Genomic DNA, 15,002 nt, shown 5'->3' with positions numbered 1-15,002 from the left:
CGGATAAGCTAGGTATGCATGCATTGTGTATGTCTAGCTTGTTTTTTTATTTATATATTATTTCTTGGGAAATAATGTCGAAAACAAGAATGGTAAATTGAAGATTGTATTTGGAGGGTTTTTCTTGAGGAGATATTTAGGCGGACGTGATTTAATTTATATTCATATGAACACTACGGGGAAATACGTATTATCGTACGGAATCGAATTTACTGAATTTATTAGCGGGTTCCCTATTACTCTTCCGAATTTCTTACTGTTGCGCCACGATTTCGAGGATGGCCATTTTAATTTGCATACGAAGCTTGATTATGTTGATAGTGAAATGCTTCCCAATTTATTAACAGAAGATGTGTATAGTTATGGTGACTTTTGTTGGCTTGACTTTGAGGAAGAAGCTGATTTAAATTCGTTAAGCGGACAGGAAATTGCGGAAATTTTATATTTAGGGCATTTTAAAGATCATTTAGCCTCGCCATTTTACGAGAAAATAAGCAATCATGTTGTTTATTTAGCGGGTGATGATGGTTGGTTTAATAAAACATATTATCGTTCATGGGATTATTTTTATGCAATGCTTGGTGCGGTTATTTCAGATAAGTTGAATCATCAGAAAGATCGATCTTTATTTTCCTTTCGGAAAAAGAAAGGTATTCCACCCGTACCTGTTGAAATCCTTCAATCCTTTCAAGGTCAAATGAAAGAAGGGATTGTTTTTTCAATTGAGAAAGCAGGCAGAAACCGTCAGCAAATTGAATTGCCGATTTGGGTGATCGGGGATTATTATGATATGGATTCGATGTACGAAGAGTATGAAATGATGCCGAATCGCACCCCGGATGGAACAATTGTTTTTGACAGAAAAACGGGGGAATGGCAAGCATTCTCTAAACATACGGTCTAACTTGGATCAGTATTCATTCCGCCCTCTATAAGTGGCAGGATAAATGCCAGATTGCCATTTAAAATTAGAGGGCATCGAAATCTTGGCTAATTAAAAAAGGAGAAATTTGCATTCATGCCGATTTCTCCTTTTTTAATGGGCATAAGGTGAGAGAAAAAGGATTAAACAGTTTTTACATTTTCCTTAGAGATAAAAATTGTAACTCTGTCGATAAGGCATTTCCTAATGGACAGCTAATCATTCAAATCGGTGTACAAGGTAGCACAGGCATTCTCTAATGGACAGCTGATCATTCAAATCGGTGCACAAGGTCGCAAAGGCATTCTCTAATGGACAGCTGATCATTCAAATCGGTGTACAAGGTCGCAAAGGCATCCACTAATGAACAGTTGATCATTCAAATCGGTGTACAAGGTCGCAAAGGCATCCTCTAATGGACAGCTGATCATTCAAATTGGTGTACAAGGTCGCAAAGGCATTCTCTAATGGACAGCTAATCATTCAAATCGGTGTACAAGGTCGATATGATGTCCTTTAATGTCTGTCCTATTTTATAGTCATGAGCAATAAGCCTACTGGTTTAGTATCATTCTACCTTCATATGAAGAGGACTTGTGTTTTCCACTATATGTCAATTTCATTCTTCCCTCCATGGTCGAAATGTAAAAGGAATTCCGACCATTTTAGCGGTTAGCTCATCATAGGAAACGAGGTCTTTTTTTGATAGTTCGCTTAAGGAACGCTTCCCCATTGCACGAAGAGCCATTTTCATTTCTTCGGCACTTGCATTCAGAAATTTCTCTGCTGTTTTTGCCCCAGTGTCTGTCTTGAACTGTTTGCTGAATTTACCTTCATTCCAAACGACCTGTGTTGGCGGTTCGAAAGGGAGGGCATCTGTAACTTGGCTATGTGCTACCGCAAATAAAATGGCCGAGCCTAAATAGACAGCATCAGCCCCAAGTGCCAGTACTTTTAAAAAATGTCCCGGAACTAAAAGTCCACCAGAAACGATGAGGCTGACCTGTCCTTTCATTTTTCTTTTGCGCAGATGATTGACTGCTCGTACAACCGCATGCAATGTTGGGATTCCAAAGTCATCAGCTAAAATGGGGGCTCCGGCGTGAGTGGATGCTTGTCCACCATCAATAGCAATGTAATCAATTCCGAGCTCTAATAAGTGATCAATGTCTTCCTCTATTTTCCCACCTGCTCCTATTTTAACGCCAATCGGAACTCCACCAGATAAATTTCGAAGTTGATCAACGAGCTCTTTTAAATCTTGTAATGTTTGATTTTCAAAGAAATGTTCGTAGATGACCGCATCTTCATTTTCTTTTAAGCCCATAATGTCGCGAGCCCGCCCAGTTAAATTTTTAGGAGAAATTTTGGCTCCCATCCCAAGCTTAGCCCCTTGACCGAGCTTTATTTCAATCATATCCGCCCGTTGAAAGAACTCTTCATTTTTTCCCCATTCTGTTTTGGAGAACTGTAATATATATTTCCCAGCAGCCTCCAGTTCTTCTGGTAAAATTCCGCCTTCCCCAGAGTTAATGGCTGTTCCCGCTTTATTGGCGGCTGTCGCTAAAGATAATCTCACTTCTTCACTGAGTCCAACTCCATACGCCATCCCGCTGATCATCAATGGTATTTCGATTTGCATCGGTTTTTTTGCTTTTGGACCGATCGTGACAGTAAGGTCGACCTCATCTTCACTTGAAATGGCAAATGGGGACGTCTGTGCAGGTATAAATGTGATCGGATCTAAATGCGGCCATGTTTTTGAAGAACCGAGCGGTCGATGAAGAACATCGCCTGATTCCGCCCGCAAATTATTTTCGAGCACATTTTGAACGCCCATATGCCGCATGCCAGGTAATAACTCGATCAGGTTCTCTTGATAACTGTCCGATAAAATAATTTTACTTGTGCGCTTGACGATTTTCTGCATGATCCAGCGCCAGCCAAAAACGAGAAAAAGAAAAATAATAAATAAAAAGGCGATCATACCGAAAGTAAGATAGGACAAAATCATCTGCATTCATTTGTTCTCCAATACCGATTCATTTTATTATTTATTTTTTCTAAACAACATAAAATTATGTACCTTTGCTAGAAAAAGTTCGAAGTCACAGAACATAAATACAAAAATCATCGTGTTTATCATATGTAAATTTCAGGAGTAATTGCATAAAACGGCATAAATGTAGAACGCTAGATAAAAGACAAGCTTGCGAATGGGGGACAAGTTTTTGATACGGAATGTGAATAAATTGTTACGTAAAGCTGTTGTAAATAAGAAACAACCTCTTCACGGGAAGCAAGTGCAAGTGAAGCCTAAGGAGGTTTTACATAAAAATTTTCAGCAAAATGAAGAAACATTTCGTTCTATTTACAATAATTGCTCGGATGTTGTGTTCGCCCCTTTTCTCCTTTTTGGAAAGGTGAAAGCAATGATTGTTTATATAGAGGGATTGTCTGATGTGCAGGGGATGGATGAGTTTATATTTGCTTCTTTGAAAAAAGAGATAGCGGATGAAGCGCAACCACTTAGCGTTTTAATTGAAAAGGAGATTTCTATTTCTAAACTTAAAAAAATTCAGTTAATTGCTGATTGTATCGAATCCATCTCACTTGGAGATCCAATCCTCTTTTATGAGGGAGGAGATTCGGCTTATTCCCTTGGTTTAGCTAAATGGGAAAAGCGAGCGATAGAGGAGCCGGAAGCCGAGACCGTTATTAGGGGACCGAGAGGAGGTTTTACTGAAGACTTACAAGTAAACACGTCACAATTACGAAGAATCATTAAAAGTCCTGCTCTTAAAATCCAAACGATGAAAATTGGAAAATATACAAATACAAATGTGTCGATTGTTTATGTTGAAGGACTGGCAGAGCCAACATTGATCGAAGAAGTTAAAAATCGTCTGGAAAGAATTCAAATAGACGGTATTTTAGAGAGTGAATATATCGAAGAGTTGATTGAAGACAATCCGTATTCGCCGTTTCCGCAAATTATGTCTACGGAACGTCCTGATGTCGCTGCGTCCGCTTTAATGGAGGGACGCGTCATCATTTTAACGGATGGAACACCGTTTATTTTAATGGTGCCTGTATCTTTTTTCTCCTTCCTTCAAGCTCCGGATGATTATTATCAGAGAGCTTTAATTGGTTCGTTCACTCGATTCCTTCGAAATGGCTTTCTTGTCATATCATTATTATTTCCATCATTTTATGTAGCGGTCACAACCTTTCATCAGGAAATGATCCCGGATGCGCTCCTTCTAAGTATTTCAGCATCAAGAGAATCCGTCCCTTTTCCTGCGCTAATTGAAGTGCTGCTAATGGAAATCGTATTTGAGGCATTGCGGGAGGCGGGAATTCGGCTACCTAAGCAAATCGGTTCAGCTGTCAGTATCGTTGGAGCACTTGTCATTGGCCAGGCAGCTGTCCAAGCAGGACTCGTCTCGGCACCGATGATTATCGTCGTTGCCAGTACGGGAATTGCCTCTTTTTTAATTCCTCGTTATAACGCTGGGTATTCTGTTCGGATTCTTCGCTTTCCAATTATTTTTTTAGCTGGAACGTTGGGGCTACTTGGCATCATGATGGGGATTCTTGCCATTTTTATTCATCTCTGTACATTGCGGTCATTTGGAGAAGCGTATTTGGCACCATTGGCACCGTTCAAAAAGCATGAGCTAAAGGATACGATTTGGAGATCTCCTTTCTGGATGATGGATACGAGACCGCATTTCACTGGGCAATATAATATGCATCGCCAAGCGCCTGACCAAGAGCCAGGCCCTCAAAAAGGAGGAGAAACGAACAGCTGATGGATGGAGGAGAAGTATAGTGACTCAAATCTTAAGGACGGTAAAATACATTGCACTTTTTACACCAGCTTGTTTGCTCCTGCTTTTGCTAACTGCTTGTTGGGATCGGGTGGAAACGAATGATTTGGCCATTATTACAGCAACTGGGATTGATAAAGCGGATGATGGGCAGATCGAGCTTTCGGTACAAATCTTTATACCGAAAGCCCCAGTTTCCGGATCGGAGGGAATGGGACCGACAAGTAATGGAAGGACAACAATGGTTATGTCGCATAAAGGGGTGAGTCTCGCTGATGCATTGTCAAAGCTACAAGCTGAGCTGTCCCGAAAGGTGTTTTGGGGATTATGTAAAGTGTTTATTTTTGGTGAAGAGATTGCAGTGGACGGCATACAAGATCATTTGGACTTCTTGCTTCGACACCCGGAGCCAAGAGAAAGAGCGTTTATATTCGTTAGTAATGGTAAAGCGAAAAAATACCTTAAATTGAATGCTGACCTAGAACGTTATTCGGCAGAATATGTTCGAGAAATAGCGAGTAAGAGACATGGGATGGGGGTTTCTCTTAAGGATTTAGACGAAATGTTAAGCAATGAGGACAGGTCGGCAGTGCTGCCTTATTTAAAAGAAGTTAATGAGAGCAAGAAATTTATGAAAGTTATCGGGACAGCGATGTTTAAAAAGGATCAGATGATCGGTATCATTTCCGAAGCGACGACTAGAGGCTTACTCTGGCTAAGAAATGAAATTGAGGACTATACGACCATTGTTCAACTTGATAATCAAGGTGAAGTAGCTATCTTTCCGGTGAAGACGGATATTAAGCTAATACCTGAAATCAAAGGTAATGATTGGAAAATGATCGTTAAGATTAATGCGGAAGGATCGATTGTTCAAAATACGACATACTTAAATCTCAGTAACCAAGCTTCATTAGAAAAAATCGAAAAAGCCTTTCAGGAAAAACTACAAAAACGGATTGGAAGTGCGATCGAAGAGTCGAAGAAACTGCAAGTCGATGTTGTTCACTTCGGTAAAGAATTTCACCGTAAATATCCGAAACAATGGAAAAAGGTAGAACCTCGTTGGGAAGAAAAGTTTCCGGAGGTAAAGGTTGAATACATCATTAAAACAAATATTAAGAGAGAAGGATACATTAATCGTCCTGTTAAAGAAAGATAGAGGTGGTATAAGTGGAATGGAAAGTTTTTTTTGCAACAATGCTTATCGTGTTTATTATCATTTTATTTCAGTGGCCCAAAATGAAACAACATCCTAAAAAAGACAAAGGGACTTTTCTGATTCTTCTATTCATTGCATTAATTCTTTCCTCTTTGGATCTTCAAAGACTACCTGGTCCTGTCACATGGGTAAGTACATTATTAAAGCCGCTTGGCACATTTATGCAGCACTGAAATTAAACAAAAAGGGGAAGGTTTGATGGAAACAGGAAAAATTTCATCTGTTCAAATGTCTATATTATTGTATCCGACTATTATCGCCACTGCGATCCTTACCTTTCCAAGTATGTTAGCTGAATATGTTGGACACCAATTATGGATCATTCCAATAGTTGCATCAAGTCTAGGGTTTATTACTATTTTTATCTCCGTCCGATTATACAGGCTTCACCCAGGGAAAACGGTCATCCAAGGTAGTGAAGAAATATTGGGTAAGTTTCCTGGAAAAGTAGTAAGTTTCTTCATTCTTCTTTATTTGCTTCAATCAAGCGGAGAGATATCTAGAGCATATAGTGAATTTATCGTTACATCGTTTTTGTTTAAAACACCGCAAATTGTTGTGATTGGATTGATGGTGTTTCTTTGCGCTTATTGTATATATGGTGGAGTTGAGGTATTGGCGAGAATTAGTCAATTATTAATCCCTTTTTTTATATTGCCGATCTTAATATTACTAATCTTTCTAGGGCCAGATCTAGAATTTCGAAATATCTTACCTTTATTCGATATGGAGATGAAATCTTTCATCAAAGCATTTATTTTGGAAGGTGGATTATTTGCTGAATTTTTCCTTATCCTTTTCCTTTTGCCTTTTTTACAAGATGAGAAAAAAGCAATGAAACATGGAATGTTTTCTGTTATATCTGTCATGATGACATTATTAATTACGAATTTAATCACGTTATTTGTATTAGGCACAACAACAGCTTTTAAAACATATCCATTAATGAATGTCAGTCGATATGTTAGTTTAGGTGGATTTTTTGAAAATATGGAAGCGGTCGTGATGGCAGTTTGGATATCTGGAGCGTTTGTAAAAATATCAGTGTTTTTTTATGCAGCCGTCATCAGCTTGGCGCAATGGTTGAACCTTTCGGATTATCGACCAATCATCTGGCCGACGGGGATTTTGGTCGTGCAGTTAGCCTTTTGGGCTCTTCCTAATACAATGGAGTATAATCGGTTTAATGGTATGATTTTTCCATTTTACTCGATCATTATTCAAATCTTAATTCCGCTCCTCTTATTAATTATTGGCACGGTAAAGCAAAAGAAACGTTCGAAGCAAGTGAGTAAATGAAAAAACGGTGACAGGGTATTTAGTGCTAGATGTGATCGAAAATTAACCAAGCGCTTAACCAGTACGGTGATTGTAGAAAAGAAACATTCGACATGCACCAAATGGGGGAGTGCCTATATACTATTTATAGGAAATGTTTAGATTATACCTTCTCCTCGTGGTAAAATAAAAGACATCTGTACATCATGGAGGATGAGAATGAAAATGAATATTTGTTTATTATACGGGGGAAAATCAGCGGAGCATGACGTATCATTACAGACGGCGATGGCGGTATGCCAAGCGTTAGATATGAATAAATTTGCGGTTTATCCGATTTATATAACAAAAGATGGAAAATGGATGAAAGGTCCTGAGTTGAAAGAGCCAGTTACAGATGTAAAAGAGCTAGTGTTTCAAAATGAAGAAATGGTTCCACATGCATTGAATGCTGCACTAGCACCTGATCAGCAACAAAAATACGATGTAGTTTTCCCATTATTGCACGGGCCAAACGGTGAGGATGGCACAGTTCAAGGAATGCTCGAGCTATTGAACATTCCGTATGTCGGAAACGGAGTGCTTGCATCGTCAGCGGCGATGGACAAAGTAATTATGAAAAACATATTTGCCCAAGCGGGATTGGACCAAGTTAAATATACATGGTTTGTCCGACCAACTTGGGAAGCGGCACCTGAAAAGGCATATGAGCAAGTCGAAGCGGAACTAGGTTATCCATGTTTCGTTAAGCCAGCAAATTTAGGTTCAAGTGTGGGCATTAGTAAATGTGAAAATCGGGAACAATTAGCGGCTGCTTTTACAGAAGCGTTTCAATATGACCGCAGAGTGATTATTGAAGAAGGTGTCGTTGCAAGAGAGATTGAAGTTGGTGTGTTAGGCAATGACTTCCCTGAATGTTCGGTCGCCGGCGAAATTGTTCCAGATAAAGCTTTTTATGATTATGAAGCGAAATATAAGGATGGTAATACATCACTCGTTATTCCGGCAGAAATTTCAACAGAGATAAATGCCAAGATGAAGGATATGGCGATTAAGGCATATAAAGCATTAGATTGCGCAGGCCTTGTCAGAGCGGACTTCTTTGTAACAAATGAAGACAGAATAATCATTAACGAAGTAAACACAATGCCAGGCTTCACTCCATTTAGTATGTTCCCTCTTTTATGGAAGCATACAGGTGTTGATTATCCAGCGCTTATCGAAAAAATGATTGAGCTAGGAATCGAACGTCATCAAGAAAAACAACGAATTATTCACACGTTTTAATTTGAAATAGCCGAAGTTCCTACTTGTCACTCAAAATAGTGGGGCAATCCTGTACCTGACGCTTCGCTTTTCGGTACAAAAAGATTTGTTGATTCAAGTTAAGTCTCCGGTTGATGTCACAGATTTTTTCAGGCGAGCTTTAAACAATCTGGACGTCATTATGCCGAGGTATAAATGTTTTTTAGATGAAAAAAGGTGTCCCATCTACTTAGTTAGGGACACTGTTTTATGTCAGGGGGATGTACCGATGATCAAACGAACAATCGATCAATTAGTAAAAATGATACAAATAGAAAATGATGTCTTTGCATACGCTGATATCGAAATTCACGGAGTGTGCATTGATACGAGAAAGATTCAAAAGGGAAATCTATTCATCCCTTTTAAAGGTGAGAATACGGACGGCCATCGCTTTGTCATGCCAGCAATTGAAGCAGGTGCTTCAGCGGTGCTATGGCAAAAAGACGTCCCGAATCCGCCAAAAAATATTCCAGTTTTAATCGTAGAAGATACATTGCTTGCATTACAGCAACTAGCCCGTTCTTACCGTAACGAGCTTTCAGCGAAAATCATTGGAATTACAGGCAGCAATGGAAAAACGACGACCAAGGATATTGCCGCCGCGATTTTTTCTCAAGCGTATCATGTCCATAAAACAGAAGGGAATTTCAATAATCATATCGGATTACCTCTTACGATTCTTGGGATGGACGAAGCGACAGAAGTAGCTGTGCTTGAAATGGGGATGAGCGGTAAAGGGGAGATTTCCTTATTAACGAAGCTGGCTCGGCCAGATGTAGCGATTATAACGAATATAGGCGAAGCACATATGCAAGATCTTGGCTCCCGAGAGGCGATTGCCGATGCGAAACTAGAAATCGCGGAAGGGTTGAAAGAAGGCGGACTGCTCATTTACCCGGGAAATGAACCATTACTTGTGAAGCGGGTGAGCATGTTAAAGCAGTATCGTACGCGAACCTTTGGTGCATCATCAGAATATGATCTTTATCCAGACCATCTAGACATGAATGATTCAGGGAGTACATTCATTGTTCCAGCTTTATCTGATCAACCATTTTTTCTTCCAATTCCAGGCAAGCATAATATTTTTAACGCATTGGCTGTTTTGCTTGCAGCAGGTGATTTTTTAATTGCGGAAAATGAAATTAGAAACGGCTTAAAGGAAGTTAAATTATCTAATATGAGGATGGAATGGCATGATGGTTTTAAAGAAACGCGAATTTTAAATGATGCGTATAATTCGAGTCCAACGGCCACTCTTGCTGTTATTTCAATGTTTGAGAATATGGGGAATGAACGAGAAAAAATGATTGTGCTAGGCGATATGTTGGAGCTAGGCGAGCAAGCCATTCAATATCATGAAAGGGTCGGAAAAGAAATTGATCCTAAAAAAATTAAATATGTATTTACTTATGGTGAGCTCGGGAAATATATAGCTATGGGGGCAAAAATAAATTTTTCCGAAAACCATGTGTTCCATTTTACCGATCAGGATGAACTTGTATCAGCATTGAAAGAGAAAATAGAGGGTCATGAGGTCATTTTAGTGAAAGCATCGCGTGGGATGAGAATGGAAAAGACGGTCAACGCACTAAGTATAAGCAAAGAGAAATAAAACAATTCGTAAAGATGAATTGTAATCAAAAACAATTAATGGTAGAATTGTCACCATCGTTTACAATTTTTCGCAGCAGCTCTTTGTTTGGAAGTGCATGAAAAAGCACAAATCCGGGAATATTCCTGGTAAATGGCATCAGCCTCGTCTTTTGATGAGGATTTAAAAGGAGATTGAGAAGCATTGACAAAGTTTTCAGATTTAAATATTAGCCCGTCGATACTAAAAGCAGTAAACAGAATGGGCTTTGAGGAAGCAACACCGATACAAGCAAAGACCATTCCTCTAAGTATGGAAGGTAAAGATTTGATTGGACAGGCACAAACAGGTACGGGAAAAACAGCAGCATTCGGGATTCCGTTAATTGAAAAAGTTGACGTGAAATCTGCTCATGTGCAAGGAATTATCATTGCGCCAACAAGAGAACTTGCGATTCAGGTTTCTGAAGAATTGTATAAAATTGGTACGGATGCACGAGTTCGTGTACTTGCGATCTACGGAGGATCAGATATTCAAAGACAAATTCGCTCATTGAAAAGAGGTCCGCATATTATCGTCGGAACTCCGGGAAGAATTCTTGACCATATTAAGCGCCGTACGTTGAAATTAGGAAATGTTCACACGGTCATTCTTGATGAAGCGGACGAAATGCTTAATATGGGCTTCATTGAAGACATTGAAGCGATCTTAGAAACGGTTCCAGAAGAGCGTCAAACATTATTGTTCTCAGCAACAATGCCAGAACCGATTCGTCGAATTGCTACTCGCTTTATGAATGAGCCTGAGATTGTGAAAATTAAAGCGAAAGAAATGACTGTTCCTCTTATTGAACAATATTTCGTTAAAGTGCATGAAAAGGAGAAATTCGACGTTCTTTCGCGCTTGATTGATACACAATCACCTGAGTTAGCGATTGTGTTCGGAAGAACGAAGCGTCGTGTTGACGAATTAGCGAATGCACTAACACTTCGTGGCTATACAGCTGAAGGTATTCACGGAGATTTAACACAAGCAAAACGGATGTCTGTTTTAAAGAAATTTAAAGACGGCAGAGTCGACGTATTAGTCGCTACGGACGTGGCAGCTCGCGGCCTCGACATTTCTGGTGTTACTCATGTGTACAATTATGATATTCCTCAAGATCCAGAAAGCTATGTACACCGCATTGGTAGAACAGGCCGTGCTGGAAAAGAAGGAATGGCGATTACTTTCGTTAGTCCACGGGAAATGGGTTATTTACGCATTGTGGAACAAACAACGAAAAAGCGCATGACACCGATGCAGCCACCAACATGGGATGATGCAATGGAAGGTCAGCAACGAATTACGATGGAAAAGCTTGATGAAGCAATTCGCGAAGGCGATTTAGAAAACTATCAAGCAATTGCAAGTGAGATTTTGAATGAACATGATAATCCATTGCTCGTCGTTGCGGCGGCATTGAAAGTGTTAACGAAAGAGCCAGATAAAACACCAGTTCACATTACCGAAGAGCGTCCATTACCGGCAAAACGCGACCAATACCGCGGTGGCGGTGGTGGGGATAATCGCCATCGTCGTGGAAAATCGGGCCAGCAATCATATAAAGGAAATCGGAAGCCACAGCGTCGAACAGGTGGAAGAAGACCATAAGCGAACGATCCGCTCACGCGAAATGAGCGGAAGCTTGAAAGTGATCAGCCCAATAGCGGGTTGATCACGAAAAAGAGCGCGCTCAAAAAAAGTAAGCGATCAAGCTGTTTTGTAGATTGCAAATTACGAAACAGGCAAAGCAATCGGATATCCACCGATTGCTTTTTTTAGTTACAGGGAAAATATTTGAATTGGCTTGTAAAGTACGTAAAGTGGCTTGTAAAACTAATGAATTGGCTTGTAAAGCCCGTAAGGCGGCTTGTAAATCCATGGAAGCGGCTTGTAAAATCTGTAATAGGGCGTATCATCTAATTCCAATGACTTATTAATTCGCAAAGTGGCATAGAATTCGGGCTCAGCGGCTCATAAATCGCCATCTTTGTTCGGTGAAATCCATCTGAACCTCGAGATAAGGAGGAGATTCGTCGATTCATGACATAATTTTCGCCGCAGCTAAATGCGCAACATAAGAATAATCCTGAAACTAAAGTTTGTCTTTATCCGTATATAAATAAAAAGAACGGAGGGGGAAAAGTGAATATTAATCAGCCGGCAAAAAGAATCTCGAAAAAAGGCTTGAAAGTATGGCGAATTGTTGGAACGATTACGTCAGCGATCATCTGGCTGCTCGTAATCGGTGTGGGGGTCATGTCTTTCTTTTTTGAATGGTCTTTTTTATTTGTAGCGGTCGCGGCTATTGTTGCGGTAATTGGAACAATCTTTTTCGTTAAAATTATCCCTTCTTTACGTTGGAAGTGGTGGCGTTATGAAGTGAGGGAACAGGAAATTGAACTTCAACATGGAATTTTTATTATTACGAGGACACTTGTGCCAATGGTTCGTGTCCAACATGTTGATACGGTTCAAGGACCGCTTTTACGGAAATATCGACTTGCATCGATTGAAATCTCCACAGCGGCATCAAGACATGAAATTCCTGCTGTCGATATAGAGGAAGCAGAGGAATTACGCTATAAGATTTCCAAATTGGCAAGGGTGGCTGAAGAAGATGTTTAATCCGAAGCGGCTACATCCGATTACCATTTTATTGGAATTGTTGGCAGTTATTAGGCAGGTCATTGTTCCGGTCGCTCTTTATTTTATCGTTTTTGCTATGCGTGATGGAAAAGATCAAATGATTCCGATTGAAGGATTGATGGATTGGATCAGACAGTATGGCCCAATGATCGCCATCGGTGTCATCTTATTATTTTCAGTAGGCGCAAGTGTCATTAAGTGGGTTCGGTATACATATCGTGTGGAAGATATGGAATTGCGTATTGAGCATGGACTATTTATAAAAAAGAAACGGTATATCCCATTTGAGCGGATTCAAAGCCTCGATTTTTCGGAAGGGATTTTCCACCGACCATTTGGGCTTGTAAAGGTGAAAGTCGAAACAGCAGGAGGAGCAAAAGAATCGGAAGCAGAAATGAGTGCCATTAAGAAGGAAGATGCGCTTGCGATTCAGCAGCTAATTAATGATGCGAAGGCAAATAAAAACTTCACGGAAGAACTCACGATAGATAAGGAAAATAAAGAGACGATTTTGTATAAAATAACGGGTCGTCAATTATTGTTTTTTGCTTCGACCTCAGGCAGAGCTGGGGTAATCATCTCAGCGGTTGTCGCATTTGGAAGTCAATTTGAAGGGCTTATTCCATTTGAAAAAATATTCAAAGGAATGGGAGAATTGATCCGTACGGGTTATTTACTATTAACATTTATCGTCTTTATTTTGTTCTTATTTGCTTGGATCATTTCTGTCATTATTACCTATTTAAAATACAATGATTTCACTCTAAGAAAGGTGGAGGAAGATCTCGTTATTACTCGGGGCTTGCTTGAAAAACGGACAACGACCATTCCGATCAAAAAAATTCAAGCAGTAAAAATAACGGAAAGTCCGTTTCGACAGCCATTTGGCTATGCAAGTGTAGCGGTGGAATATGCGGGAAGTTCAGTGGAAGAGGAGAAAGCTGACGGGATGCTTATGCCGGTCGTAAAGAAAAAGGCGGTTGCAGCCATGCTCCAAGATGCGCTTCCAGACTACGTGTTTGATCTTGATTTTACACGCGTGCCTAAAAGGGCAAAGCGTCGTTTCTACTTAATTAAAATGGTTCAAGCGTTAATCGTAACCGTCGCTCTTTCTGTGTGGCTTTGGCCGTACGGATTGATTGCTAGTTTATTAATCGCTCTATCATGGGTGATTGGGGTATTACAATATCGCTCGGCGGGGTGGAATATAACGAATAACCAACTTGTCATCAGGTATCGAGATATTCAGCAGCAAACGGTTTATATGAGAAAAAATCGAATTCAATCGATCAAATGCTCAGTAAATTGGTTTCAAAAGCGCGCCGATCTTGCTACGGTAACGACTGCTGTTATGAGCGGCGGGATGTCGAGCTTTTCGATCAAGCATGTAGATGCGAATGAAGCGGCAACGATGTACGAATGGTACCGACCGACGTCTGTCTACCCCGAAAACGAATAATGAGACGAGGCAGACAGCGTCTTAGTAAAAAGTGATTTTACGAAATGATAATAAAAACTTACCGATCAGCAACCCAGCAATTAATCCAAATATATGCCCAGTTACATTCACATTTGCTTGGAAAAAAGTTATGACGACACTAATGACGGCAATTGGAATAATGACTTGTCTTCCATGCGCTGGCATTGCATCTTTTCTAAATAGAAGCACAGCCGCATACACACCAAACAAGCCGAAAATGGCTCCGCTTGCTCCAATATGAACATAATGGGGTGGGTGAATAAAGAACGTGGCAATATTCGCTCCAATTCCACAAGCGAAATAAACAATGACAAACAAAAAAGATCCAAGTGCGCGTTCAAGAGCAGGTCCAAAAAGAATAAGTGAAAATGAGTTGAAAAATAAATGGGCAAAACTAATATGAACGATAATCGGACTAATGAGGCGCCAATATTCGCCATCGGCGATGTAGCCGTTAACTCCTGAAAGTAATTCGAATAGCCAATAATGATTTGCGTTGATCACGAGAAAAACAATCAACTGAATGGTGATAATGATTGAAATCATCGGATACAACTTTAAAAATTGTCCAAAACTTTCTGTTCGAACAAACATATTCATAACTCCTTTCGATATTTAGATTAAAGGAAAAGGCGATTTTGGACAACTAATATTACTATATGTTTAATCATAGA

12 protein-coding genes are annotated in these 15,002 nt (G+C 39.9%); 10 read left to right on the top strand and 2 right to left on the bottom strand.

Annotated elements, in window-relative coordinates; genetic code table 11:
• Nucleotides 1-124 precede the first annotated feature (124 nt).
• Complete coding sequence (locus KHA95_RS00190; protein WP_213135478.1) at nt 125-904, top strand: hypothetical protein; 780 nt, start codon at nt 125-127, stop codon at nt 902-904.
• Nucleotides 905-1,541: 637 nt separating this feature from the next.
• Here KHA95_RS00190 and KHA95_RS00185 read toward each other — a convergent pair.
• Nucleotides 1,542-2,942, bottom strand: coding sequence for an FMN-binding glutamate synthase family protein (locus tag KHA95_RS00185; RefSeq protein ID WP_213135477.1), 1,401 nt, complete (start codon nt 2,940-2,942; stop codon nt 1,542-1,544).
• Nucleotides 2,943-3,138: 196 nt separating this feature from the next.
• On the opposite strand from KHA95_RS00185, the gene KHA95_RS00180 reads away from it, so the two are divergent.
• The 9 genes from KHA95_RS00180 (at nt 3,139) to KHA95_RS00140 (ending at nt 14,307) form a co-directional block, all read left to right on the top strand.
• Complete coding sequence (locus tag KHA95_RS00180) at nt 3,139-4,737, top strand: spore germination protein (RefSeq protein ID WP_213135476.1); 1,599 nt, start codon at nt 3,139-3,141, stop codon at nt 4,735-4,737.
• A 19-nt stretch (nt 4,738-4,756) separates the two neighbouring features.
• A complete protein-coding gene (locus KHA95_RS00175; protein ID WP_213135475.1) occupies nt 4,757-5,917 on the top strand; it encodes a Ger(x)C family spore germination protein in 1,161 nt (386 codons plus the stop codon).
• 11 nt (nt 5,918-5,928) lie between these two features.
• Nucleotides 5,929-6,150 (top strand): hypothetical protein, encoded by a 222-nt coding sequence (locus KHA95_RS00170; protein WP_213135474.1) that lies wholly within the window; start codon nt 5,929-5,931, stop codon nt 6,148-6,150.
• Nucleotides 6,151-6,175: 25 nt separating this feature from the next.
• A complete protein-coding gene (locus KHA95_RS00165; protein WP_213135473.1) occupies nt 6,176-7,276 on the top strand; it encodes a GerAB/ArcD/ProY family transporter in 1,101 nt (366 codons plus the stop codon).
• Between the two features lie 198 nt (nt 7,277-7,474).
• Nucleotides 7,475-8,542, top strand: a complete 1,068-nt coding sequence (locus KHA95_RS00160) for a D-alanine--D-alanine ligase (protein WP_213135472.1) — start codon at nt 7,475-7,477, stop codon at nt 8,540-8,542.
• Between the two features lie 247 nt (nt 8,543-8,789).
• A complete protein-coding gene (locus KHA95_RS00155; protein ID WP_213135471.1) occupies nt 8,790-10,178 on the top strand; it encodes a UDP-N-acetylmuramoyl-tripeptide--D-alanyl-D-alanine ligase in 1,389 nt (462 codons plus the stop codon).
• A gap of 183 nt (nt 10,179-10,361) precedes the next feature.
• Nucleotides 10,362-11,810, top strand: coding sequence for a degradosome RNA helicase CshA (cshA, locus tag KHA95_RS00150; protein WP_213135470.1), 1,449 nt, complete (start codon nt 10,362-10,364; stop codon nt 11,808-11,810).
• Between the two features lie 534 nt (nt 11,811-12,344).
• On the top strand, nt 12,345-12,827 hold the full coding sequence (locus KHA95_RS00145; protein ID WP_213135469.1) for a PH domain-containing protein: 483 nt from the start codon (nt 12,345-12,347) through the stop codon (nt 12,825-12,827).
• Nucleotides 12,820-14,307 (top strand): PH domain-containing protein, encoded by a 1,488-nt coding sequence (locus KHA95_RS00140; RefSeq protein WP_213135468.1) that lies wholly within the window; start codon nt 12,820-12,822, stop codon nt 14,305-14,307. The genes KHA95_RS00145 and KHA95_RS00140 overlap by 8 nt, the downstream gene beginning before the upstream one ends.
• A gap of 21 nt (nt 14,308-14,328) precedes the next feature.
• Here the strand turns inward: KHA95_RS00140 and KHA95_RS00135 are convergent, their stop codons facing one another.
• Nucleotides 14,329-14,922, bottom strand: coding sequence for a rhomboid family intramembrane serine protease (locus KHA95_RS00135; RefSeq protein ID WP_213135467.1), 594 nt, complete (start codon nt 14,920-14,922; stop codon nt 14,329-14,331).
• Between the last annotated feature and the right edge of the window lie 80 nt (nt 14,923-15,002).

This window comes from Bacillus sp. FJAT-50079, assembly GCF_018343515.1.
GTDB lineage: Bacteria > Bacillota > Bacilli > Bacillales > Bacillaceae_C > Lederbergia.
This window is presented reverse-complemented; position numbering and strand designations above follow the sequence as displayed.

Coding starts and splice junctions, on each gene's coding strand:
- KHA95_RS00185 (WP_213135477.1), bottom strand. CDS start 2,942: ATGCAGATGATTTTGTCCTATCTTACTTTCGGTATGATCGCCTTTTTA.
- KHA95_RS00180 (WP_213135476.1), top strand. CDS start 3,139: ATGGGGGACAAGTTTTTGATACGGAATGTGAATAAATTGTTACGTAAA.
- KHA95_RS00165 (WP_213135473.1), top strand. CDS start 6,176: ATGGAAACAGGAAAAATTTCATCTGTTCAAATGTCTATATTATTGTAT.
- KHA95_RS00160 (WP_213135472.1), top strand. CDS start 7,475: ATGAAAATGAATATTTGTTTATTATACGGGGGAAAATCAGCGGAGCAT.
- KHA95_RS00155 (WP_213135471.1), top strand. CDS start 8,790: ATGATCAAACGAACAATCGATCAATTAGTAAAAATGATACAAATAGAA.
- KHA95_RS00140 (WP_213135468.1), top strand. CDS start 12,820: ATGTTTAATCCGAAGCGGCTACATCCGATTACCATTTTATTGGAATTG.
- KHA95_RS00135 (WP_213135467.1), bottom strand. CDS start 14,922: ATGTTTGTTCGAACAGAAAGTTTTGGACAATTTTTAAAGTTGTATCCG.